Here is a 22,978-nt window from a genome sequence, read left to right on the forward strand (position 1 = left end):
TGAAATGTATAGTTTTATACTCGTTGTACATATCATTTTAGCAATTTTAATTATTGCTTTGGTTCTGGTACAACAAGGTAAAGGTGCTGAAGCAGGAGCATCATTTGGTGGTGGCGGTGCTGCTACCGTTTTTGGTGCCTCAGGTGCAGGTAACTTTTTAACTCGTTTAACTGCGATTTTTACCGCATTGTTTTTTGTCACTAGTTTAACGCTCGCTGTATTTGCTAAAAAACAGACGACAGATGCGTATAGTTTAAAAACTGTTCAAACGTCAACGTCTGCACCAGCGACATCGCCTGAAACTTCACCAACTGCACCAAAAACAACTGAATAAGTTGAATTAGCGCTTTCCTTTTTGCGTTTAAGGGAATAGAATGCGTCCCACAATACTGCGGTGGTGGTGGAATTGGTAGACACGCTACCTTGAGGTGGTAGTGCTTTCGGGCGTGGGGGTTCAAGTCCCCCCTTCCGCACCAAGCTTAATAACCAGTAAGTTTGGTGTGTGCAGTGTTTGTATTGTTGCGGGATGGAGCAGTCTGGTAGCTCGTCGGGCTCATAACCCGAAGGTCGTTGGTTCAAATCCAGCTCCCGCTACCATTTGATTAAGGTGCAACTTAATCAAGCAAATATGAAAAAACTTAAATTGACTTTTTTTCATATTTGTATATAATTTTTGCACGTTGATGCGGGATGGAGCAGTCTGGTAGCTCGTCGGGCTCATAACCCGAAGGTCGTTGGTTCAAATCCAGCTCCCGCTACCAAGTTTCTAAAAAGAGGCTCACAATAAGGTGGGCCTTTTTGCACAGTGGGCATTGCTTTTCTGTGTAACATAGGGGCGATTTACGCCCTTTTTTATTGGTTGTTTAGCTATATCGTGTAGTTGTTCGACATCAATTGGTCAAATAGTCGTGCTTCACTATACGGTTAAGATTGATTGGCTCGTATGAGAGCGACGAGAGTAAATGAAATTATCAAATAAATCTCAAGCATTGCATGATCTAATTGCACCAGCTGTAGCTGCGTGTGGTGTAGATTTGTGGGGAATCGAATTCCTACCACAAGGGAAACGTTCTTTATTACGCATTTATATTGATAAAGCGGTCGATGAGAATGTTGAACCTGTCTTAACAGAAGATGGTGAAGTTGAACTCGGGCGTGGTATTGGCGTTCAAGATTGTGTTCTCGTAACACAACAGGTGGGTGCAATGCTTGATGTTCATGATCCAATTTCGGGTGAATATGCTTTAGAAGTTTCTTCACCAGGCTGGGATCGTCCATTTTTCCAATTGAACCAACTGCCTGCATATATCGGGCAACAAGTGGCTTTACGATTAATTGCTGCTGTCGAGAACCGTCGTAAATTCCAAGCCAAATTACTTTCTGTAGACTTAGAAAATGAAATGATTCAAGTTGAAGTTGAAGGTAATCATGTGCTTGAAATTGATAGTAATAATATTGATAAAGCAAATTTAATCTATCAAGACTAATATTAACTTAATTTTATAAGAAATCGGTAGGTGACTTATGGGCCGCGAAATTCTTACCGTTGCAGAAACGGTTAGTAATGAAAAAGGTGTTAGTCGTGAAGCGATCTTCCAAGCGTTAGAGCAAGCACTTGTTGCGGCAACGAAGAAAAAGTTTTACGAAGGCACACGTTCAGAAGAAGCTCAACTTCGTGTTGAGATTGATCGTAAAACGGGTGATTACCGTACTTTCCGTCAATGGACTGTGGTTGCGGATGAAGATCATGAAATGCCAGCATGCCAAGACGCGATTTCTGATTTAGACCCTGCTCAGTGGTCAATCGGTGACGTGCGTGAGTTGGAAGTTGAATCAATTGAATTCGGTCGTATTGCAGCACAAATTGCAAAACAAGTAATCGTACAAAAGATTCGTGAAGCAGAACGCGCACTGGTTGCGGATGCCTACGAGTCTAAAGTCGGTGAGTTGATCTACGGTGAAGTGAAAAAGCAAACTAAAGATGGCTTTATCATTGATCTTGGTGACAACGCTGAAGCTTATTTAGCGCGTGAAGAAACCATCCACAAAGAAATTTTACGTCCTAAACAACGTATCAATGCGATTTTGTATAACGTGAATCGTGAAGGCCGTGGTGCACAATTATTATTGTCTCGTGCACGTCCTGAAATGCTGATTGCATTGATGAAAAAAGAAATTCCAGAAATTTCTGAAGAAATCATTGAAATTAAAGCGGCTGCTCGTCAACCAGGTGTTCGTGCTAAAATTGCAGTGAAAACCAATGATCATCGTATCGACCCAGTAGGTGCATGTATTGGTATGCGTGGTACACGTATCCAAGCAGTGCAACAAGAGTTGAACGGTGAGCGTATTGATGTGGTGGTGTGGTCTGATGACCCAGCACAATATATTGCAAGTGCATTAGAGCCAGCTGATGTATCAGGTATTGTTTTAGATGAAGATGCACGTAGTGCAGATATTATCTTTGCAACCAATGATCAGTTAGCGCGTGCAATTGGTTCGCAAGGACAAAATGTTCGTTTAGCATCGGAATTGACGGGTTATAAACTCGACATGATGTTAGAAGAAGAGTATCGTGCTCGTCAGCAAAATGAAGCACAACAATATTTAGATATGTTTGTTACACGTCTGGATATTGAAGAAGACTTGGCAATGGCATTGGTAGAAATGGGCTTTACTTCACTCGAAGAGATTGCTTATGTACCAGCTGAAACATTCGACGAAATCGAGCTTGAAGCAGATTTAGTTGAACTGTTACAAAGTCGTGCGAAAGAAGCTGCTTTGACGGATGCATTGAAACAGCAAGAAAATATTCAAGAGCCAAGTGCAGAACTTCTCGGTATGGAAGGTATGACGACTGAGATTGCGTATGCATTGGCGGCGCGTGGTGTGGTTACTGTTGATGATTTGGCAGACCAAGCAACTGATGATATCTCTGATATCGAAGGTTTGGGTCATGACAAAGCGGGTCAGTTAATCATGAAAGCACGTGAATCATGGTTTAACTAGGAGATAATAGATGACGGACAAGTCGATTCAAGAGTTAGCGCTCAGCGTAGAACGTCCTGTAGAGAAACTCCTAGAGCAGGTTCGCGAAGCAGGTCTACCACAGCGTAAAGCAGATGACATTATTACCACTGAACAGCAAGATACTTTGGTCAATCACTTGAAAAAAGTACATGGTCAGGAAAGTGGTAACACAGGAAAAATTGCGTTGAAACGTAAAACAACGAGTACTGCTAAAGTTACAAGTACTTCAGGTAAAGCGAAAAGCATTAATGTTGAAGTTCGCAAGAAACAAGTTTTTGCTAAACCAAATCCAGAATTACTTGCAGCTGAAGCAAAAGCGCGTGTAGAAGCGGATGCAAAAGTACGTGCCGAGCAAAAAGTACGTAATGATGCTGAGCAAACTGCACGTCATACGGCTGAACAAAAAGCCAATGCAACTTTAGAAGCCATGCGTGCAGCGCATACTTCTGATAATGCGGCTCAAGCACCAGCAAAAACAGCGGTTGTGGTGAAAAAGCGGAATAGCGACAAGGTGATTAAAGCCCCTGTTATTCGCCCGACAGAAACACCAGAGCAAAAAAGAGCACGTGAAGAGCAAACTGCTCAGTTGAAAGCGACTGAAGAAGCAGTACGTCGTAAAGCAGCTGAAGAAGCGCAGCAACGTACACTTGAGCAAATGCGTCAGATGGCATCAAAATATTCAAATGATGATGCAACTGCAACGATTCGTGTGATTGATGATTCACCGTTGGCTGCTGGTCTTGTTGGCCAAGCGTATGAAGATTCCTTTAATAAGGAAGACCGTGAAATCAAACGTGGTGGTGCAACTGCAAATCCACGTGCTGGTAAGAAAGGCGGTCGTGGTGGCGATGCTCAATCTGAGCAAAGCTTCAGCAAAAGCCATCATAAGCGCGGCTTAAAAACCAGCCAAGCAAATAAACATGGTTTTGAAAAACCAGTTAAAAAGCAAATTTATGATGTTGAGATCGGTGAGAAAATCATCGTTGCTGATCTAGCACAAAAAATGGCGGTTAAAGTTCGTGAAGTGATCAAGACCCTCATGAAAATGGGTGAGCTTGTAACTCAGAACCAAGCTATTGATCAAGATACTGCTGTACTTGTAGTTGAAGAATTGGGCCACAATCCAGTTTTAGTTTCGGATACGCAAGCAGAAGATAACTTATTGGTTGCTGCTGAAGAAGCACGTGGTGAGCAAACAACTCGTCCGCCAGTGGTAACGATCATGGGTCACGTTGACCATGGTAAAACGTCATTACTGGATCGTATCCGTCGCTCTAAAGTGGCTGCGGGTGAAGCGGGTGGTATTACTCAGCATATCGGTGCTTATCACGTTGAAACTGAGAAAGGGATTATTACCTTCCTCGATACACCGGGACACGCAGCATTTACCTCTATGCGTTCACGTGGTGCAAAAGCGACTGATATCGTGGTTCTTGTTGTTGCTGCTGATGACGGTGTTATGCCGCAAACAGCTGAAGCAATTGACCATGCACGTGCTGCAGGAACACCGATTATTGTTGCCATCAACAAGATGGATAAAGAATCGGCTGATGTAGACCGCGTATTAAACGAATTGACCACCAAAGGTATCGTACCTGAAGAGTGGGGCGGTGATGTTCCAATTGCTAAAGTATCAGCACACTCTGGTGCAGGTATCGATGGCTTACTTGATTTAATCTTGATCCAAGCTGAATTGATGGAGCTTAAAGCTTCAGCTGAAGGTGCGGCACAAGGTGTTGTAATCGAAGCACGTGTTGACAAAGGTCGCGGTGCAGTAACGTCGATTCTTGTACAAAACGGTACATTGAACATTGGTGACTTGGTACTTGCTGGTTCATCTTATGGCCGTGTTCGTGCGATGGTTGATGAAAATGGTCAACGTATTACTTCTGCAGGTCCTTCAATTCCAGTTGAGATTCTAGGTTTACCTGATGCGCCAATGGCGGGTGATGAAGTTCTTGTGGTGAATGATGAGAAGAAAGCACGTGAAGTTGCTGATGCTCGTTCTGACCGTGAACGTCATAAGCGTTTAGAGCGTGCAAGTGCAATGCGTCTTGAAAACATCATGGCATCTATGGGTAAAAAAGATATTCCTTATGTGAATGTTGTACTCAAAACTGATGTTCGTGGTACGTTGGAAGCATTACATGTTGCGCTTGATGAACTTTCTACTGATGAAGTTAAAGTCCGTGTAATCGGTTCTGGTGTTGGTGCGATCACTGAGTCAGATGTTACTTTAGCTGAGTCTTCAGAAGCAGTCTTGTTAGGTTTTAACGTACGTGCGGATAACTCTGCTCGTCAAAAATCTGATCAAGATGGTATCGATATTCGTTACTACAGCGTCATTTATCATTTGATTGATGATGTTAAAGCTGCAATGAGCGGTAAGCTTGCACCAGAACATCGTGAGACGATCTTGGGTGTGGCTGAAGTACGTGAAGTATTCCACTCAAGTAAATTTGGTGCAGCAGCGGGCTGTATGGTACTTGAAGGTGTATTGCATCGTAACAAGCCAATTCGCGTATTACGTGATGATGTGGTTGTGTTCCAAGGCGAGCTTGAATCTCTTCGTCGCTACAAAGAAGTGGTTGAAGAAGTTCGTGCTGGTATGGAATGTGGTCTTGCAGTTAAGGGTTATAAAGACATCAAAGCACAAGATAAGATCGAAGTGTATGATGTTCAATTGATTAAACGGAGTCTTTAATGGCGGGTAGCCAACGCTTAAAGCGCATGGCGGATTCAGTACAACGCGAGTTGTCTGAGCTTATCCGTCAGGAGCTTAAAGATCCACGTCTGGGTGGTCTTGTGACCATCTCAGCCGTGAAAGTCAGTGCAGATATGGGATATGCTGAAGTATATGTCACTGTAATGGGCCGTGAGCTGGGTGATGATCAAAGTGAAGCAGCAAATAAAGAAACTTTAGATGTCTTGAATAAAGCGTCTGGCTTCTTGCGTCATGAATTGAGTCGTCGTATCAAAACACGTATTACGCCAAGATTGCGTTTCCATTACGATAAGACCAATGCCTATGGTAACTATATGTTTGGTCTGATTGCTGAAGCGGTTAAGGATTTGCCTGAACAAGAGCAAGATGAACAAAAGTAAATCGATATAAAAAAAGCCACCTTCGGGTGGCTTTTTTTATGGCTTGATGGGATTAATCTTTTTTCAATGGGTGGCGACGATAACGTTGCCAAGGCAATGGGCGATTTAAGGCTTCTGGTACCTCACCACTGGTTGAGCGTAAGCGTAAGTGAATGGCTGCTTGTGCCATCAAATTTGCCGATACGGGGGCAGTGATAAATGCAAATAGAGTAATTAAAAGCTCAGCAAACCCAAAACGACCATGCATTGCAGCGAAAATCATGGCAGCGATCAGAAAGCTACCAAGGCCTAAAGTACTGGATTTGGTCGGTGCATGTAGACGCATAAATAAGTCGGGTAGGCGAATCATGCCGATCGAACCGATCAGCATAAAGAACGCACCAAACACCACAAAAAATGAAACCACAATCTCAAGAATTAGTTGCATGGCATTGCTCCTTAGTCAATTACATGACCCGTAGTGAAGTAACGAGCAAGCGCGGCAGTAGAAACAAAGCCGAGCATTGCAACCAATAGCGCACCTTCGAATAGATTAGTGCTGACCCAATAAATGCCTAAAACCACGATTAGACAGGTCGCATTGAGAAATAAAGTATCGAGTGCCAAGAGTCGATCAATCACTGAAGGGCCCGCAATCAAGCGAATCAAGCACAGAAACATAGAAATGGTAATGGCAATTAAACCGATACCCAATGCATAAGGCAAAATGGTCATTTATTTGCTCCTTCTGTAATCTTGACATCAAAGATTTCGATTAAAGGCGTTTCATAGCGTTTTTTAATGTCTTGAATATCCAGTTCGGTATTATCTGAACTGAGTGCATGTACCAGAATATCCCCGCGTTCCTGATCAATTCCGGCTGAAACCGTACCAGGTGTGGTGGTGATAATCATCGCCAGCAAAGTATTCACTTGTTCATGTTCAGTTTCTAATGGAACGCGATACCATTTAGGGTGTAATTGATCCATTGGACCAAGCACCATTTTGGCAACACGGAAGTTGGAAATGACAATATCCCACAGCACTACAAAAACCAGTTTAATCGCAGGAAGCCAATGAATATGCGGTGTTCTTGCAATAAATGGACTGACCAGCCGTGCAATCGCCACAGCGAGAATCAACGCCATTAAAATATCGGTCAGATCCAGACTATGCGCCAGCATCAACCAGCTCAAGAAAATCAGCACCGACACAAATGGATGTGGGAACCAACGCTCAAGCAAAGATAATTTTTGCATTAGTGATCCTCCATTGGCTTTAACTGTGTGCTATTCGGAATGGTCGGTGCTTCGAGGACTTGCTCCGCAATTTGACGCTGCTTATATTCAGAAATATGTTCGCCTTGTAGGGTTGGCTTAGAAATAATATCTGGAATCAGCAAGGCGTTCGGATCTTCAACCTCACCGCCATATTTGGTTTCAGGTAAGTAGCTTGGATCATAAGGCTGTACGCTGATCGGGCGACCTTGTGCATCATGTTTCAGAATGGTCTGGTTATAAAGCGCGTGATTCTGAATTTGCTGTGCTGTTGCAAGCGTATAGTTCTGAATCGGCGCTGCACAAACCACATAAAGCATTAATGCACTAAGTAAAATATAGATCGCAGTATCATTTCGCTTTGGTGCAAGCTCGGGTAGGGCTTGATACTCAGCATAAGCCGCTTCTTTCTGATCTTCTTCAGGTGGTGTTGCACGCCAGAACAAAATAAAGCCAACGCGTGTCATGGCAATAATGCTGAGCAAGCTCACAATTAGAATCACTGCGATGATCCAGCCTTGATACGGTGTCTCAGCAGTGGCTTGTAAGATGAAAACTTTACCCAAAAATCCACTGAATGGGGGTAACCCTGCCATCATCAAGGCGATGGTAAAGTAAGTAAAAGCAGCCGCTTTTTCCTGTTTGATTCGTGGTGCAACTTTTAAATGATCTTTAAAAGCGCCACGCTGCGAGGTCATCCAGCCACAGAATAAATAGAAAGCTGCTGCAATCAAGGTACTGTGAACTAAATAGTACAGCGCTGCGGCCCATGCCTGTGTATTGAACATGGCAATTGAAATCAGCAGTGTACCAATCGATGACAGCACCATGAAGCCAACAAAACGGCGTAAGCGTTCAGCACCAATTGCACCAATCACACCATAAAGGGAAGTCACCAAACCAATGATCAATAAGCAGTTCTTGAAAATGCTTTGTGCCATGGCATCATCAAACACAGTGCCATTGACACGTAAAATGGCATAAATACCCACTTTGGTCATAATGGTAAAAATCGCAGCGACCGGTGTGCTTGCAACCGCATAGGTTTTCGGCAACCAGAAGCCAACAGGCAACATCGCAGCTTTAATACCAAACACCACAAACAGCAGTAGTCCACCTGCAACGGCAAGTTTGTGCTGATCGCCATCTAAGCTTGATACCAGACGACCGACATCAGCCATATTCAAGCTGCCGACACTGCCATAAATCATGCCTAGACCAATCAGAAACAGGGCAGAGGCCAGCAAGTTAATGGTGACATAATGCACCCCAAGCTGGAAACGTGGACGACCTTGACCGTGCAATAACAGCACATAAGAAGCCATCAACAGGATTTCGAAGAAGACGAATAAGTTGAATAAGTCGCCTGTCAGGAATGCACCTGTGATTCCCATGAGTAGGAAATGCACCATGGTATGGAAATAGCGCCCACGGGTATCCCAGTTCTCACTGGCATACCAAATCACGGGTACTGCAAGAATATAGGTCAGGACCAACATAAAGGCAGATAGGCGATCAAGGACTAAGACAATCCCAAATGGCGCCGACCATTCACTGAGCTGATAAACCGTAATTTGGCCTGTGCTGGCAATACTCAGATAGCTGATTGCCGTGATTAAGCCCAAAACTGCCGAAGCAATACTAATTCCGCGACGCCAAGGTTGACGCCAATCTTGCTTTAAAGAACCTGAACCTGGATTGCCCAATAACACCAGAATAAAACTGGTAAATGCTGGAATTAAGATACTGATAATTGGAGCGTGAGCGTGCCAGAAACTGTAAAAATCAAACATTATGGCTCATCCTCACGTGGGTCATAAGTCAAGGTGGGTTCTTCTTTCGAGTCGACATGGTCTGTACCAGATTCATAACGACTGCGTAGGGCAAGTTGCACGATAAAGGCGGTGGTGGCAAAGCCAATTACAATCGCCGTTAATACCAGTGCTTGAGGGAGTGGGTCGGTCACTTTAGTGGCCTGAGTCAACACCGCGGGTGCATTGATTTGCAGGCGGCCCATGGCAAACAGGAACAAGTTCACGGCATAGCCAATCATGGCTAAACCAAGGACCACTGGAAATGTTCTGGCACGCAGAATCAAATAAATACCTGTTGCAGTGAGTAAGCCAATCCCTGACGCGAGTAAAAATTCAATACTAATCATTTTGATTATCTCCACCTGGGATCGGACCAGCCATACTAGAGTGACGAGAGTCTCCAAGAACGGAGATCAACAACATGGCAGCACCCACAACGGTAATGTAGACCCCTGTATCAAATGCGACTGCAGAGGCAAGATGCATTTTTCCAAGCAATGGCGCTTCTACATAAATATGGGCACTGGTGAGGAAGGGGCGAGCCCACAACCACGCGATAATACCGGTGAGACCTGCAATGGTTAAACCCGCACCAATCCATAACTCATAAAGACGACCTGATTTGGCTTTGATCATCTGTTCGGTTTGATCTTGCCCCAATACGATGTACTGAATAATCAGTGCCATTGAGGTAATCAAACCTGCAATAAAGCCACCGCCTGGAAGATTATGCCCACGCATAAAGATATAGACACTAACCACCAAGGCCAGTGGCAAGATCCATGACGCCGTGATACGGAACATCAACGGTGAAGGGTTAAAACGATAGGTTAAGCCTTGGGTCATGGTGGTCCCGTGTGCACGCATACCATCCATCAGACACAGCGCACCAATGGCGGCAATGCCGAGTACGGTAATTTCACCGAAGGTATCGAAACCACGGAAGTCAACCAAGATTACATTGACCACGTTTGAACCACCGCCCAACGGAATCGCCTGCTGTAAAAAGAACCATGAAATTGAATTGTGATCGCGAGTTAACAGCAACCAGGTAATCCAACCAATACCTAAACCACCTGCGATGGCAAGGCTGGCATCTCGCCAACGGCGTGAACGGCTTGATTCATACGGGGTAAGTTGTGGTAGTAAAGACAAACTCATCAGTAATAAAACAGTGGTTACCACATCAACTGTAATCTGTGTCAATGCCAAGTCAGGTGCAGAGAGGGTCACAAAAACCATGGTGACCACCAAACCGACTGCACCACTGATCAGAACGGCTTTGATACGTTCATGATGGAACCACAGCATCATCCAGCAACCTGAGAATAGGGTCAGCCAGAGTACAATTGCCACCCAAGGTGCATGGGTCAGTTCACGTGTGCCTGTGGTTAAGCCTTGGTTGAATAGTGGTAAGCCGACCATGATGATGCTAAACAACACAATCCAGAGGATATAGCTTTGCAAAGAACCATTTTCGGTCTTTTGCTTAATCTTGCGGCTGATCAGTAATAAATTTTTTAAGAATAGATCAAACAGAATCTTGCCTTGGAATTTTCCAAGATAAGGATCTAAGTCGATTTTACGAATGCGTCCGTCTTTTGCCAATACAAAATAGAAAATTGATCCGCCAATCAGTGCAATCAAACTCATAATGAGTGGTGCGTTAATGCCATGCCAAATCGCAAGATGAACGCCTTCAAATTCAGGCTGCGCCAAACTTGCACGAGTGACGCTGTTGACCATTGTCCCTGCAAATAGGGCAGGGAGGATACCGACCAAAATACAGAGTGTTGCCAAAATAATGGCAGGTAAGCGCATGCCTAAATGTGGTTCGTGTGCATCTTTATTCGGTACGTGTTTGCCAATCGGGCCATCAAAAAACACCCCATGAACGAGACGAATTGAATAGCTGACTGCGAAAATACCAGCAAACGTTGCGACGATGGCTGAAATCACCATCACTGGACCAGATAAGTTGGCCAATAGTTCGGTAAAGAACATTTCTTTCGAGATAAAGCCATTGGTCAGTGGTATACCCGCCATTGAGGCAGCGGTGATCATGGTGAGAGTGCCTGTAAATGGAAGCAGTTGCCAGATGCCACTGAGCTTGCGTAAATCGCGTGTGCCAGTTTCATGGTCAATAATCCCGGCAATCATGAACAATGCCGCTTTAAAGGTGGCATGGTTGATGATGTGGAAAATTGCGGCAGCAACCGCCAATGGCGAGCCAATACCGAGTAAACATACGATTAAGCCCAAATGACTAATGGTTGAATAGGCCAAAAGTCCTTTCAGGTCTTCTTTGAAAATTGCAAAACCTGCGGCCATACACAAGGTGAACAGACCGACAAAAGTCACGATATTGTGATACAGCGCAGCGCCAATAAAAATAGGAGCTAAACGCGCCAACAAGAAAATCCCTGCTTTGACCATGGTTGCAGAATGTAGATAGGCTGACACAGGAGTCGGCGCTGCCATCGCATTCGGTAACCAAAAATGGAAGGGGAATTGGGCACTTTTGGTGAATGCACCTAACAGGATCAGCAATAATGCAGGAACAAATAGTGCATGTTGCTGAATGGTATCCTTCATCAACACCAATTCATCAATCTGATAAGTGCCGGTGATTTGTCCAATCAGGACAAAGCCACCCAGCATGGCCAAACCGCCCATGCCTGTGATGGTGAGGGCCATACGGGCGCCACGTTGCGCTGCCTCGTATTGACTCCAGTAACCCACCAATAGGAAAGAGGAGATACTGGTCAGCTCCCAGAATACCAATAAGATAATCAGGTTATTTGAGAGTGAAATCCCCAGCATGGCTGCCATAAACAGCATCAATAATTGATAGAGTTTACTGAGAGAATTCTTAGGGCTGAGATAGTAATAGGCATAAATATAAATTAGGGTGCCGATACCGCTAATCAGCAGACCAAACAATAAACCTAATGCATCTAGGCGAAAACTCAGATTAATTCCAAGCTGTGGAAGCCAGTCCCAGCTTTGTTGCAGGGTATTGCCCTGAAGAACCGTTTCTGCCTGAGTTAAAAGTAAAATAAAACAACTAAGGCTGATGCCAATCGCCCCAAGTGCCGTCACGCCACGCGAAATACGCTGTAATTGTGAGACAAGGGTGGTGCCGAGTATGAGCGGTAATAAGATAATAATCGGTAGCACACTGGTATCCATGTCGATGATTTAGGTCGAAGACCTAAGGGGTGAATTTTCTTTCAAGACTTACAGGCACTCAAAGAGAATACCAAAAACTTTAAATCTTGAAGCCCAATCAAGTTAACGGAGGCAGCAAGTTGTATTGCACAACTTGAAAATAAAAAATACGATTTATTTTACTATAAAAAATCAGCAAAAATCTGATGTTATTACATGAAACAAACAACATCATTTGATTGATAATATTTCAATTTCTGTCTTTTGATACGTCTTTATAAGGGCGTTTCTTGCGGTGTATCATCTATCTTGAGCAGGTTGAGTAAATTGTTCTTTTCTTGTTCGTTTAAATCCTGAATTTGTTGGAATAAATCATCGACTTTGCTGGTCAGTGGATCGGCTTGCAGCAAGGTTTGGGCTTGCACGGAATGTGCTGTTTCGGTCTGGGTGAGACCTTGATATAAATTTGAAAGCTGCTGTTGAGATGCTTCTAAATTGAGTTGGTATACACCTTTTTGATCTAATTTTAAGCACTGGTAATGTAATGCATGTTCAAGCAAGGCATCTCGATTGCCTGTGACGATGATTTGTAGACGTGGAAAAGCTTGATGGAGACGCTCCAAAATTTCCGCACAGTGATTCTGATCGAGTTGATGGTCAACTTGATCAATCAATAAAATCCCTTCACCTTCTAAGCAAGGGTTAAAACAATGCTGATTCAGCAAGCAAAGCCGACGACTAATGTCTCCAACTAATGCAATCCAAGTTTTGAGTGAAGCAGACAGTTGTTGAAAAGGAATCAACTGATCGTGATAACGCACCATTAATTGTAACTTTGGCACATACTGAATATAAATATCGCTTAATTCAGGGAAAACCGTATGTAAGCTGTTTTTCAAAGCATAAAGATTCGGCGCAGAGAGTTGCTTCGGATGATTAATCAGTTCTTGTTGTAATTCTTGCAGTACTTCTGATTGATTTTGTTGATTAAAATCATTACCCATCAAGCGTCTAACGATATGGGCTGAATGTGCATTTTCAACATCGCTGATTTCACGTAGCCACTCAAAAAAACGGGCAAAGGTCGTGTAGGGTACAGCAGTTAAATCGTAGGCCGAAATTTCCTGTAATGTCCCCGGGGTATTTTTGCTTTGTAAATTGATGTCTTGGACAAATCGTTCGGCAGGATAATAGGCAATCAGTGGAAGTCCGAATAAAGGATCTTGCAGTCCTGTTTTCTGATAGAGCGTGACCATTTGATCAAGCTGTTGGGTCTCCACTTGGCTAATCCCAACGCCTTGACTATTAAATGTTTTATAGAGTTTCCATGCACAAGTTTGCGTGTCGGTCTGTTGTGATGAGCTACTTTCAGTCAAAGAGCCACTCAGTTCACTGCTCATTCGGACTAGAATTTGAATTTTTGCCTGTAAGCGATTCAGCATAATATCTTGATCAGCAATCACCACACCTGCAGTACGAATATCCTTATAGCGCGCAGAAAACCAAGTCAGGCTTTGATAGATGTTTTTTAAAATCGTACTTTTGCCTGTGGCTTGATCACCCAAAATCAGGGTAATAGGAGAGCGCTCAGGCTGAAATTCGAGATTTAACTCCCGAAACATCCCGATGTGTTTGAATTGAACCGATTCAAGCTGCATAAGCTGACCTCAATCATAAGCGCTTTAACCTGCTGACTGACGAAGACTTGAGGGGGCGCACCGTTTTAATTGTTGTATTAAGTCGTATAAATGATGAATATTTAAACTTACTTTAGCACGCGTGCAGGCTACGTAAAGTAATCTTAACTCTTCATCTGTAATTTTATGTTCTAGTCCATTTATTTTAAATTGGTAATCGTCTTCGATATGCACACGATTCCATTCCAAACCTTTGGCTTTATGTGCCGTTGAAATCACATAATCGGCCTGTTCAATCGGGGTGATTTTTGCCAGTGCCTTCTTAAGTGGATCAGTGCCATGATCATCAACCAGCTTGACTAAGGGCTTGATATCACTGCCATCATTGGTTTCACAATATTCGTGTACATCATGCCAAGAGTTAAACCAAGCCAGCTCAGGAACATCGGTAATTCGTTTGCCTTGTTTCAATAAACTTGCTGCATCGACAAAACGACTCAGTTTCTGCTGGTCCGCTTGTAAGCCGACTTTATCGCCATTAACGAGACCAGAGAGTAATAGCTCCATTGCACGGGCATTAGTCCGACATAGAATCGCATCGCGCATCTTGGTATGTGGCTTATTCACCACACTTGATTTTTGGTTTGGATTACCAAGTAGGGGCACGGTTTCATTTAATGCGCCAAGCAAGCTGTTGGCGACATCTGCAATGGCATCGCCAAAACGGAAAGAGGTGGTTAAACGACTTTCAGGCAATGGCATTTGTTGCATGGCATTGATTGCTCCACGCCATGCGTAAATTTGTTGGTGTGCATCACCGACATAAATCACTTGGGTACTTTTCTGACGCAGTAAAATACCAAGCATCAGTGGATCGGCATCTTGTGCTTCATCAAACAACACATAATCGGCAGGAATATTTGGTTCGGATAAAGCCCAAAGCTTTAAGTAGATATCGTGCCCAATACCTGCTTGATGATTGGGATCAATTGATTCGAGCCAACGGCGTTCTACTGCAGGGTAGAGATGTTGTTGTAAGGCGTCGATATCGTCTAGATGTAACCAGCTCGGTGCCTGAATATGCCGAGGAGCTGGGTACTGTGAACTGGTTGAGCAGAAGTAGCTCACGGCATTGGCAACTAAGCTAGCCAAACGACTTGGCATCAGCACATATTTTTCGTAACGCCCACCCATGAGGCGACGTAGCGTAATCGGTTCCAGGCGATATTCTTTGGCAATAAAGCTAGGACTAAGACGCGGTAAGCGTAATTTGTCGGTCACGCCACGCGGTGCACTTCGAAATGCAAGCGAGTGAAAGGTTCGACAGTTTACATTGCCATGAAATTTATTTTGCGCTTCTGAAGCGATGGCTTTGTTAAATGCCAAGTACATGCCACGCCGTTCAGGCATGGCATCGCTGATCATTTGCAGTGTTGTGGTTTTACCTGTGCCAGCATAGGCAATCACTTTAAAGGATTGGCCGAGACGGGCATTGTCTATCGCAATGGCTTGCTCATAAGTGGCTTTGGGTTTTTCTATATTTGACACAGGCTCTGATTACACTTCTTTGCTACGGTTAGCTTTTTCAACTAAACCTGATAAACCTTGACGACGTGCGAGCTCATCCAACACCACTTGTGGTTCAAGATCGAAGTAACCCAACATCACAATACTGTGGAACCATAAGTCCGCGACTTCATAAATTAGATCGTGTTTATTTTCCAGTGAAGCTAGAACTGCATAATCTTTCGCAGCGATGATACTTTCAATACTTTCTTCACCGACTTTTTCTGAAATCTTATTGATGCCTTTTTTATACAGGCTGGCGATATAAGAACTATCAGATTCAGCTGTTTTACGCTCTTGCATTAAGCGACCTAAATAGCTGAGTACATCAACTTGTTCACTTTGACCATGATCATGGACTTCAACTTTAGCTGATGCACCGTAAATTGCTTTTGGATCTTTGAGCTGAGCATCAACAATTTCCCAGCCTTGAGGTGTCAGTTTACGGTAGAAACAAGACTCACGACCGGTATGGCAGGCAATGCCACCATGTTGTTCAATTTGTAAAATAATCACGTCAGCATCGCAATCCAGACGAATTTCATGCACGGTTTGAAAGTGTCCTGATTCTTCGCCTTTATGCCAGAGTTTTTGACGTGAACGTGAGTAATACACCGCCTGATTTTTTTCAGCTGTCAGTTGTAAAGCCTCACGATTCATCCACGCAACCATTAACACTCGACCAGTTTGATGATGTTGTGCAATGGCGGGAACAAGACCATTGGAATCAAATTTAACTTCATCTAACCAGTTTGACATGAGTGAAAATCCATTGAGTGGAGAGCAGCTAGTGTAGCGGTTGTGGCAAGGGTTGGCTATGCTTGTTGGGTAAAAACATTTAAGAATGCGGACGAATATAGGTATTCATCAGCTGATTTTGTTCTTGTTTTAAAGAGGCAAAAGAGAGCGCAAAAAGTAGAATTGTGCTGTAGGGATAACTGGCGCAAAACCAAGCATTAATCAAGAAAAAACTCACTGCGATCAATAACCAAATTTTTAATAATATAAGCAAATATCTTTGCCTGACTGTCGCTAATAAAAGAAATGGGATACAGTCAAATAAAATGACCCACCAAAAATGAGGCCCTGATATTAATCTTCCTATCGAAGATTGAGGGCTCACTTGCCATTCAATGAGTTGATAGTGAAAATTTAGAAAACACAAAAAATTGGCAAAGCTGGGAAGTAAAAACCAGCATCCTTTCCTGATCGCTTTGCCTTTATCTTGTCGATACAAAGCCCATAAAAAACTATATTTCATATTGAGTGTCTTATTTTTATTGATGAATTTTGATTTTTTTAACTATTGATATAGTTCGAGATTTCAATCAGGTTCTGATCGGGATCTCTTAAATAAACCGATAAAATTTTCCCCATCGCACCCGTTCTTTCGATTGGACCTTCAATGATTTCAATTTGCTGTGCTTGGAGATGCGCAATCACTTCATTCAGTGGCGTTTCCGCAATAAAGCACAGATCTGCCGAACCTGAAGTCGGGCGAAGTGCTTTGGGTTCAAATTCTTTGCCCACTTGATGCAGGTTGACTTTTTGATTGCCAAATTGCAGTGCTTTACGGTTTTCACCGAAATGAATGACCTCAAAATTCAGGGCTGATTGATAGAACTTACAAGTTGTCTCAATATCTGCAACGGTCAGAACCAAATGATCTAGATGACTAATTTTCATATTTCACTGTGCTCATTCATATTCAGGTAGTGATTCAGTTTTAGCATTGAAAACATGATCTTTCCCAGCATATTGCGCCACTTGTTGATAATCAAGTTGCTGAAATAGTCCTGTTTTTAAGCCTGAAATGGTGATTGCCATTTCTTTGCGAAAATAGGGGATCTGATACATCCACGGAAAGGTCAAGTCACGTAAGCCACCTGCCCACCAATGATTAGATTGATACAGTGGGGTGAGTAGACGACTTAAAAATTGATAGAACTGGGTCGAGGAACCACGATATTGATGATAGTGCTGCCACAGCGCTGACCAATCCATTTGCTGATTTTGTTTTGCTGCGTGTAGTGACTGAGAAAAGGCCCAAGCATCCAACAAAGCCATATTGGCGCCTTGTCCCAATTGTGGACTCATGGCATGGGCGGCATCACCGATCACTCCAATTCGACCTTGTCCAAATTGAGACATCACCACATCGCGATATTGCGCAGATAACCATTGCGGCTGATGTTGTTGATTCGACAACAGTTGTGTGAGCCATTCTGCCACATCGGGCCAACGATCGGCTACCTGTTTTAACCATTGTTGTTTAGCTGACTCATCTTTTAAGAATGATTGTAGTTGTGAAGTTGGCAAACTCCAAAACACGCTAGAAAGTCGTTGCTGAGGTGCAGTTGGGATGGCACCCGTAGGCAACACGCCCATCATAATTTTGGAGCGATCATAAAACTGATGCAGAATTGCAGGATCGAGTGTCGGACATTCAGGCACGATACTCCAAGCTGCTCCCCATGGATAAGCCTGATCAACTTTCACCCATGCTTGAGGGCGTAATTGACTGCGTGCACCATTGGCAATCAGCACAGCATCGAAGCAGGCATCAAAACTTTGTTGCTGCTGAGAACCGAAGAGACGAACTTCATTTTGCTGTTCTTGAATACGTTCAATGCTATGACCCATTCGCAATGTCACTTGACTGGAATATTCAGCCAGTTTGTGGGTCAGCACATGACATAAAGTAGCGCGATGAATACCGAGGCCATAGAGATTATGGCCTGCTTGATGATAGTGACTATTCACTAGCAGGCGCTTATTGGGAAGTTGGCCTTCCAATCCTGTGACTTTGGCACCCAACTTTAAAGCATGCTCAAGCACACCGAGATGCTCAAACACGGCCAAGCCTGCAGGTTGCAGCAGTAAACCCGTACCGACGGGAGAAAGTTGATCCGCTTGTTCAAAAATAGTGACATGATTGCCTGCACGTGCAAGCAGGATTGCGGTTGCCAAGCCTGCTGTGCCAGCGCCAACAATGGCGAAATGAGGTGTTTTCATTATTTGTTCTTTTAAAGTGCTTATAGATCAGTCAATCATGATCTTAACTGATCTCGGTGATTTTTTTAAATAAAATCTATCGTGCTACAAGGTCCGTGATCATCCTGCCGGTATTGAATGAATCTCAAATCGGATTATTTTAACTGATCTTTGCCTGTGGTCATCTTGATCAGGGTGCGATCTTTCTTGATATAGTGATGATAAAGTGCCGCACCTGCATGCCCTAAAATCAGTATCCAAATCAGCCATTTTCCAAGAACTTGCTTATGAATAAAATCAATCGGTTTTTCGAACTGTTCAAAACTGAGCCCCATGCCTTGTGCCATCCAGCTCTGGAACAGGGCGGTATGTTCAAATTTCGGAATCTCAAACAAGAAGAAAAACTCAGTATTGACGCCTGTACCCAAATAACCTGTTAAAGGTGCAATGACCATAATGGCATATAGGGCAAAATGTCCTGCATGTGCCGCAAAGTTTGCCAAGGGGCTGGCAGGTTCTAAATGGGGCTGTGGATTGGTCAAACGCCAGAGAATCCGCAGGCTAATAATCACGGCAATGCTGATACCGATAGAAAGATGAAGTTGTAAAGCCGTCCAGTTGTCGGGTGTGCCTTTTTCGGTAAACCACTGGCGGTAGTAAACACTACAGTAAGCAAGTAAAAACAGGATTGCGGTTGACCAGTGCAGCCATTTCGCAATCGAACCATAGTTATTGATGCTATTTCTTAAACTCACGCTTTTCTTCCTTTAAAATCTGTGTTGATGCACCTCAATGTTAGGTCGATGATCGTCTATCTACTAAAGGATGAAAAGCCTTTGCCCGAGATGGATGGAAGTCTTGCCTAAAATGTGATGGTTCTGCCGAAATTTCAGAAAGTGTTTAAATGGGCAAAAGGGGGAGCTAAAAATGTTGAAGTTGCATAAAAACAAAGGCCGTATCGATGGATACGGCCTTTGCTGTATATATCTAGTTATTTAGCAATGCGCCACAGTGCAATCAAGCTACTCAGTACTATCAGAATGACTGAGATAAACCATGGGCTAATAATCGCGATGGTTAACAAAATCAGCATCGTGCTACCAAATATCCAGCTACGACGTTGCTGTTGTTGCATTTGTAAGCGCATTTGTTGAATTTCACGCAGTTGTTTGTCATGCCAAGCCGATTGGTTTTTTAGACCATTTAAGCTGTCAATCAATAAACCTGGAATATCTTGGGCGCCGAGTAACAGGTCCGGAATTTGTTGCCCCAGTTCTTTTACGTTTTTGACAGGGTTCATATTGGCTTTGACCCATTCGGTTAGAATCGGCTTTGCCAGTTTCCAGATATCCAGTTGAGGGTAGAGATCAGTCCCTAGACCTTCAACGTGTACCAGTGTTTTCAGCAATAACATCAACTGCGGTGGAATTTCCAAATGGAAGCGACGAGCAATATCCATCACTTGGATTAAAATGCCTGCAAAATCGAGTTGATCCATTGGTTTGGATACCATTGGGCCAACGGTACGGCGCATTTCGCGGGATAGGGCATCTTGATCTGTACCTGGTGGAATCCAGCCTGCTTGATGCACAATTTGAATCAATTGCATGAAGTTGCTATTCATCACCGCCAGTAGCATACGTGCAATCGTCATTTGATCGTGCTTAGACAACTCACCCATAATGGCACAGTCCAACGCGATAAAGCGTGGATTGCTAGGGTTAATGGTTTCGACAAAGACATTGCCTGGATGCATATCGGCATGGAAGAAGTTGTCACGGAACACTTGGGTGAAGAAAATGGTTAAGCCTTTTTCAGCTAGATCCGCACGATCCATACCTAAACGATCAAAGGTAGCAATATCCGAAATCGGGACACCGGTGATGCGTTCAGCCACCATCACGTCTTTACTGTCCATATAGACTTCTGGCACGTACATCATGCTTGAGCCAGTAAAATAGTGACGCATACGGCGGGTGTTGTCTGCTTCCAGACTTAAATCAAGCTCATTTAAGATGATTTGACGATAATCTTGAATAATTTCTGATAAATGTAGGGCACGCGCTGCTTCTAAACGATTTTCCAACCAATCGCCAAGCCAAGCCAGAATCTCAAAATCTTGTAAAATTTGACTGCGAATATCGGGGCGAGTGACTTTAACGACAACTTCACGACCATCATGCAAAGCCGCTGTATGCACTTGAGCAATCGAAGCTGCGGCAAGCGGTTGCTCATCGAAGCGTGAGAATAAGGTTGATACATCTGCTTTGAGTGATTCTTGAATGCGCTGTTTGGCTAGCTGAGTGTCATAGGGTTTGACGCGATCTTGCAATAACACCAGTTGTGATAATACTTCAGGTGGAATCAAATCACGACGCGTAGACAGCAATTGGCCGAGCTTAATCGCTAAGGGGCCCATATCCTCTAGGGCTTCTTTCAGCTTAAGCGGATTCTTTTTCTCACGACTTGACCAAGCTGCAGGATGCATTTTAATCAGGCTTAATGCATGACGAGCTTTTACTGGTAATTCTTCCGCAGGGAACAAGGTATCAAGGCGATAGTGTGCTGCAATACGCCAGAGTTCGAGTAACCGTGTAACATGCGGAATCATATAAAGTCTTACCTAGTTTTGTGTGGGTTGTTTGGATGGATTGAATTGAGCATTGAGTTGTTGAAGTTTTGCCTCTAGACGATCAATTTCCTGATTGAGTTGACGTGTTTCACGATTGAGATCGTCCATCTGCCAACGTGGGGCAAATAAACCGCTATCTTCTTTTAAGGCATCTTCAACGAAAAATAAATGACTTTGTAATGAACGTTTCAATTGCTTCGGTACATGTTGAATTTTACCCAACTCATGTGCCAATTGGGGGCCAATCCAAGGCGATAAATGCGCTGCGAGATCGGGCTCAGCTTGCTGCATAATTTTTTGAATATCTTGCAATAAGTGATAGTCACCTTGCAGTGGAATATTACCAATTTGATCCATATCACTGAGCAATAATTTAACCAGCTCAACTACATTTTCAACATGGAGTGTTGCAGTTGCATCCGTGATTTTATCTTGAGGATCAAACGGGCGTTGTTCAAAAATAGAAGAAGTTTGACTCTGTCCCGTCACGGTCGGTTCTAGGCGAACTCTATTTTCATCAAAAAACACATCAACCGAGAGTTGTGGACTATCAATCACAACACGTAATAATTGACCTTGTAACTGATTGATTTGAATACGAGTGATCGCATCCAAATCAATCACATGATGAATGATACGTTCGACTGCACCGAGTGCTAAAATCGACCACATATCTTAAACCTTAAAGTTTGAATCCGCGGTGAACAGCAACGATACCACCGGTTAAGTTATGGTAATCACAGCTTTGGAAGCCCGCATTTTCCATCATACCTTTGAGGGTACGTTGGTCTGGATGCATACGAATTGATTCAGCAAGATATTTATAGCTTTCTGCATCATTGGCAACTAATTTGCCCATAATTGGTAATGCGGTGAATGAATAAAGATCGTAGAGCTTTGAAAATGGTTCAAATACAGGTTTAGAGAATTCGAGAATGAGTAAACGACCACCTGGCTTCAAGACACGGTACATGGCTTGGAGTGCTGCATCTTTATCGGTCACATTACGTAAACCAAAACTGATGGTTAATAAGTCAAAGCTGTTGTCTGCAAATGGTTCGAGGGTTTCAGCATTGGCCAATACAAAATCAACATTGGTACAGCCTGCATCAATGAGACGATCACGACCCACATTCAACATTGATTCGTTAATATCTGAAAGAACCACATGACCTTGTGGACCCACTTCACGGCTAAATACTTTGGCTAAATCACCTGTACCACCTGCGATATCCAGCACGTGTTGACCACGACGAACACCTGACATATTAATGGCAAAACGTTTCCAAATACGATGGATACCAAATGACATCAGGTCATTCATGATGTCGTATTTGCTAGCAACCGAGTGGAACACTTCTGCAACTTTTTGTGCTTTATCATCACTATTTACGGTTTGGTAACCAAAGTGTGTGGTTGCACCTACGTTGCCAGTGTTGGCACCACGCGGTAAGTTATATTTTGGGATAGAAGCTGTTGAGGTCTGTGCTGCACCTTGTTGGATCGGTTGCTGTTGACCTTGTGGTGTGCCTTGTGGAAGGGGCGTGTTTAAGAAAGGGCTGACTTTGTCTGAACTTGGGTTTTGCTCAACTTCTGGGGTAGGCTGTTGGTTTTCGTTAGACATAGTTTTCTCCTAAACTTTCGCTCTAGCGGCACGAATCAGCAAGCATGATGACAGATTTTGTATTTTTTTACAGGCTTTCGCATGTAATTGTTATGAATAATATACAGAAAGTCACTTTCTCAAAAGTGTTTTTAATCGCGTTGTTGATT

21 protein-coding genes and 3 tRNA genes are annotated in these 22,978 nt (G+C 43.5%); 8 read left to right on the plus strand and 16 right to left on the minus strand.

Going from position 1 to position 22,978, the window contains the following annotated elements; genetic code table 11:
• Positions 1–4 precede the first annotated feature (4 nt).
• The 8 genes from secG (at position 5) to A7P54_RS17975 (ending at position 6,135) form a co-directional block, all read left to right on the plus strand.
• On the plus strand, positions 5–334 hold the full coding sequence (secG, locus tag A7P54_RS17940; RefSeq protein ID WP_004802318.1) for a preprotein translocase subunit SecG: 330 nt from the start codon (positions 5–7) through the stop codon (positions 332–334).
• A 57-nt stretch (positions 335–391) separates the two neighbouring features.
• Positions 392–476 (plus strand) — tRNA-Leu (locus A7P54_RS17945).
• Positions 477–520: 44 nt separating this feature from the next.
• Positions 521–597: transfer RNA gene (locus A7P54_RS17950), tRNA-Met, on the plus strand.
• A gap of 87 nt (positions 598–684) precedes the next feature.
• Positions 685–761, plus strand: a tRNA-Met gene (locus tag A7P54_RS17955).
• Between the two features lie 201 nt (positions 762–962).
• Positions 963–1,487: a ribosome maturation factor RimP gene (rimP, locus tag A7P54_RS17960; protein ID WP_004802320.1), complete on the plus strand. Its 525-nt coding sequence runs from the start codon at positions 963–965 to the stop codon at positions 1,485–1,487.
• Between the two features lie 37 nt (positions 1,488–1,524).
• Positions 1,525–3,009, plus strand: coding sequence for a transcription termination factor NusA (nusA, locus tag A7P54_RS17965; RefSeq protein WP_004802322.1), 1,485 nt, complete (start codon positions 1,525–1,527; stop codon positions 3,007–3,009).
• 10 nt (positions 3,010–3,019) lie between these two features.
• Positions 3,020–5,734, plus strand: a complete 2,715-nt coding sequence (infB, locus tag A7P54_RS17970; protein ID WP_005200487.1) for a translation initiation factor IF-2 — start codon at positions 3,020–3,022, stop codon at positions 5,732–5,734.
• Complete coding sequence (locus tag A7P54_RS17975; protein WP_004774100.1) at positions 5,734–6,135, plus strand: ribosome-binding factor A; 402 nt, start codon at positions 5,734–5,736, stop codon at positions 6,133–6,135. Before infB ends, A7P54_RS17975 begins: the two co-directional genes overlap by 1 nt.
• 52 nt (positions 6,136–6,187) lie before the next feature.
• Here the strand turns inward: A7P54_RS17975 and A7P54_RS17980 are convergent, their stop codons facing one another.
• The 16 genes from A7P54_RS17980 to ubiE all read right to left on the minus strand — a co-directional run bounded on the left by A7P54_RS17980 (position 6,188) and on the right by ubiE (position 22,829).
• Positions 6,188–6,562 carry a Na+/H+ antiporter subunit G gene (locus A7P54_RS17980; RefSeq protein ID WP_005200485.1) on the minus strand — a complete coding sequence of 125 codons (375 nt, stop codon included), beginning with the start codon at positions 6,560–6,562 and terminating at the stop codon, positions 6,188–6,190.
• An 11-nt stretch (positions 6,563–6,573) separates the two neighbouring features.
• Positions 6,574–6,849: a monovalent cation/H+ antiporter subunit F gene (locus A7P54_RS17985; protein WP_004656203.1), complete on the minus strand. Its 276-nt coding sequence runs from the start codon at positions 6,847–6,849 to the stop codon at positions 6,574–6,576.
• Positions 6,846–7,373 (minus strand): Na+/H+ antiporter subunit E, encoded by a 528-nt coding sequence (locus A7P54_RS17990; protein WP_033134001.1) that lies wholly within the window; start codon positions 7,371–7,373, stop codon positions 6,846–6,848. Before A7P54_RS17990 ends, A7P54_RS17985 begins: the two co-directional genes overlap by 4 nt.
• Positions 7,373–9,184, minus strand: coding sequence for a monovalent cation/H+ antiporter subunit D (locus tag A7P54_RS17995; protein ID WP_005200481.1), 1,812 nt, complete (start codon positions 9,182–9,184; stop codon positions 7,373–7,375). Before A7P54_RS17995 ends, A7P54_RS17990 begins: the two co-directional genes overlap by 1 nt.
• Complete coding sequence (locus A7P54_RS18000; protein WP_004656199.1) at positions 9,184–9,552, minus strand: Na+/H+ antiporter subunit C; 369 nt, start codon at positions 9,550–9,552, stop codon at positions 9,184–9,186. The genes A7P54_RS17995 and A7P54_RS18000 overlap by 1 nt, the downstream gene beginning before the upstream one ends.
• A complete protein-coding gene (locus A7P54_RS18005) occupies positions 9,545–12,397 on the minus strand; it encodes a monovalent cation/H+ antiporter subunit A (RefSeq protein ID WP_171550389.1) in 2,853 nt (950 codons plus the stop codon). Before A7P54_RS18005 ends, A7P54_RS18000 begins: the two co-directional genes overlap by 8 nt.
• Positions 12,398–12,651: 254 nt before the next feature.
• Complete coding sequence (locus A7P54_RS18010) at positions 12,652–14,034, minus strand: AAA family ATPase (RefSeq protein ID WP_171550390.1); 1,383 nt, start codon at positions 14,032–14,034, stop codon at positions 12,652–12,654.
• A 24-nt stretch (positions 14,035–14,058) separates the two neighbouring features.
• On the minus strand, positions 14,059–15,561 hold the full coding sequence (locus A7P54_RS18015; RefSeq protein ID WP_171550391.1) for a UvrD-helicase domain-containing protein: 1,503 nt from the start codon (positions 15,559–15,561) through the stop codon (positions 14,059–14,061).
• Positions 15,562–15,570: 9 nt separating this feature from the next.
• Complete coding sequence (hisIE, locus tag A7P54_RS18020; RefSeq protein ID WP_171550392.1) at positions 15,571–16,338, minus strand: bifunctional phosphoribosyl-AMP cyclohydrolase/phosphoribosyl-ATP diphosphatase HisIE; 768 nt, start codon at positions 16,336–16,338, stop codon at positions 15,571–15,573.
• A 79-nt stretch (positions 16,339–16,417) separates the two neighbouring features.
• Positions 16,418–16,840, minus strand: a complete 423-nt coding sequence (locus A7P54_RS18025; RefSeq protein ID WP_171550393.1) for a hypothetical protein — start codon at positions 16,838–16,840, stop codon at positions 16,418–16,420.
• Positions 16,841–16,878: 38 nt separating this feature from the next.
• Positions 16,879–17,265 (minus strand): VOC family protein, encoded by a 387-nt coding sequence (locus tag A7P54_RS18030; RefSeq protein ID WP_171550394.1) that lies wholly within the window; start codon positions 17,263–17,265, stop codon positions 16,879–16,881.
• Between the two features lie 12 nt (positions 17,266–17,277).
• Positions 17,278–18,594, minus strand: a complete 1,317-nt coding sequence (locus A7P54_RS18035) for an NAD(P)/FAD-dependent oxidoreductase (protein ID WP_171550395.1) — start codon at positions 18,592–18,594, stop codon at positions 17,278–17,280.
• A gap of 134 nt (positions 18,595–18,728) precedes the next feature.
• Positions 18,729–19,328, minus strand: coding sequence for a cytochrome b/b6 domain-containing protein (locus A7P54_RS18040; protein ID WP_171550396.1), 600 nt, complete (start codon positions 19,326–19,328; stop codon positions 18,729–18,731).
• Positions 19,329–19,564: 236 nt separating this feature from the next.
• A complete protein-coding gene (locus A7P54_RS18045; protein ID WP_004802347.1) occupies positions 19,565–21,184 on the minus strand; it encodes an AarF/UbiB family protein in 1,620 nt (539 codons plus the stop codon).
• A gap of 12 nt (positions 21,185–21,196) precedes the next feature.
• Positions 21,197–21,877 (minus strand): hypothetical protein, encoded by a 681-nt coding sequence (locus tag A7P54_RS18050; RefSeq protein ID WP_171550397.1) that lies wholly within the window; start codon positions 21,875–21,877, stop codon positions 21,197–21,199.
• Positions 21,878–21,887: 10 nt separating this feature from the next.
• On the minus strand, positions 21,888–22,829 hold the full coding sequence (gene ubiE, locus A7P54_RS18055) for a bifunctional demethylmenaquinone methyltransferase/2-methoxy-6-polyprenyl-1,4-benzoquinol methylase UbiE (RefSeq protein ID WP_171550398.1): 942 nt from the start codon (positions 22,827–22,829) through the stop codon (positions 21,888–21,890).
• Positions 22,830–22,978: the final 149 nt, after the last annotated feature.

This window comes from Acinetobacter sp. Ac_3412 (assembly GCF_013072675.1).
GTDB lineage: Bacteria > Pseudomonadota > Gammaproteobacteria > Pseudomonadales > Moraxellaceae > Acinetobacter > Acinetobacter higginsii.

Bases quoted from the DNA above. Each gene is read 5' to 3' on its own strand.
- secG (WP_004802318.1), top strand. From the start codon at position 5: ATGTATAGTTTTATACTCGTTGTACATATCATTTTAGCAATTTTAATT.
- rimP (WP_004802320.1), top strand. From the start codon at position 963: ATGAAATTATCAAATAAATCTCAAGCATTGCATGATCTAATTGCACCA.
- nusA (WP_004802322.1), top strand. From the start codon at position 1,525: ATGGGCCGCGAAATTCTTACCGTTGCAGAAACGGTTAGTAATGAAAAA.
- infB (WP_005200487.1), top strand. From the start codon at position 3,020: ATGACGGACAAGTCGATTCAAGAGTTAGCGCTCAGCGTAGAACGTCCT.
- A7P54_RS17975 (WP_004774100.1), top strand. From the start codon at position 5,734: ATGGCGGGTAGCCAACGCTTAAAGCGCATGGCGGATTCAGTACAACGC.
- A7P54_RS17980 (WP_005200485.1), bottom strand. From the start codon at position 6,562: ATGCAACTAATTCTTGAGATTGTGGTTTCATTTTTTGTGGTGTTTGGT.
- A7P54_RS17985 (WP_004656203.1), bottom strand. From the start codon at position 6,849: ATGACCATTTTGCCTTATGCATTGGGTATCGGTTTAATTGCCATTACC.
- A7P54_RS17990 (WP_033134001.1), bottom strand. From the start codon at position 7,373: ATGCAAAAATTATCTTTGCTTGAGCGTTGGTTCCCACATCCATTTGTG.
- A7P54_RS17995 (WP_005200481.1), bottom strand. From the start codon at position 9,184: ATGTTTGATTTTTACAGTTTCTGGCACGCTCACGCTCCAATTATCAGT.
- A7P54_RS18000 (WP_004656199.1), bottom strand. From the start codon at position 9,552: ATGATTAGTATTGAATTTTTACTCGCGTCAGGGATTGGCTTACTCACT.
- A7P54_RS18005 (WP_171550389.1), bottom strand. From the start codon at position 12,397: ATGGATACCAGTGTGCTACCGATTATTATCTTATTACCGCTCATACTC.
- A7P54_RS18010 (WP_171550390.1), bottom strand. From the start codon at position 14,034: ATGCAGCTTGAATCGGTTCAATTCAAACACATCGGGATGTTTCGGGAG.
- hisIE (WP_171550392.1), bottom strand. From the start codon at position 16,338: ATGTCAAACTGGTTAGATGAAGTTAAATTTGATTCCAATGGTCTTGTT.
- A7P54_RS18025 (WP_171550393.1), bottom strand. From the start codon at position 16,840: ATGAAATATAGTTTTTTATGGGCTTTGTATCGACAAGATAAAGGCAAA.
- A7P54_RS18030 (WP_171550394.1), bottom strand. From the start codon at position 17,265: ATGAAAATTAGTCATCTAGATCATTTGGTTCTGACCGTTGCAGATATT.
- A7P54_RS18035 (WP_171550395.1), bottom strand. From the start codon at position 18,594: ATGAAAACACCTCATTTCGCCATTGTTGGCGCTGGCACAGCAGGCTTG.
- A7P54_RS18045 (WP_004802347.1), bottom strand. From the start codon at position 21,184: ATGATTCCGCATGTTACACGGTTACTCGAACTCTGGCGTATTGCAGCA.
- A7P54_RS18050 (WP_171550397.1), bottom strand. From the start codon at position 21,877: ATGTGGTCGATTTTAGCACTCGGTGCAGTCGAACGTATCATTCATCAT.
- ubiE (WP_171550398.1), bottom strand. From the start codon at position 22,829: ATGTCTAACGAAAACCAACAGCCTACCCCAGAAGTTGAGCAAAACCCA.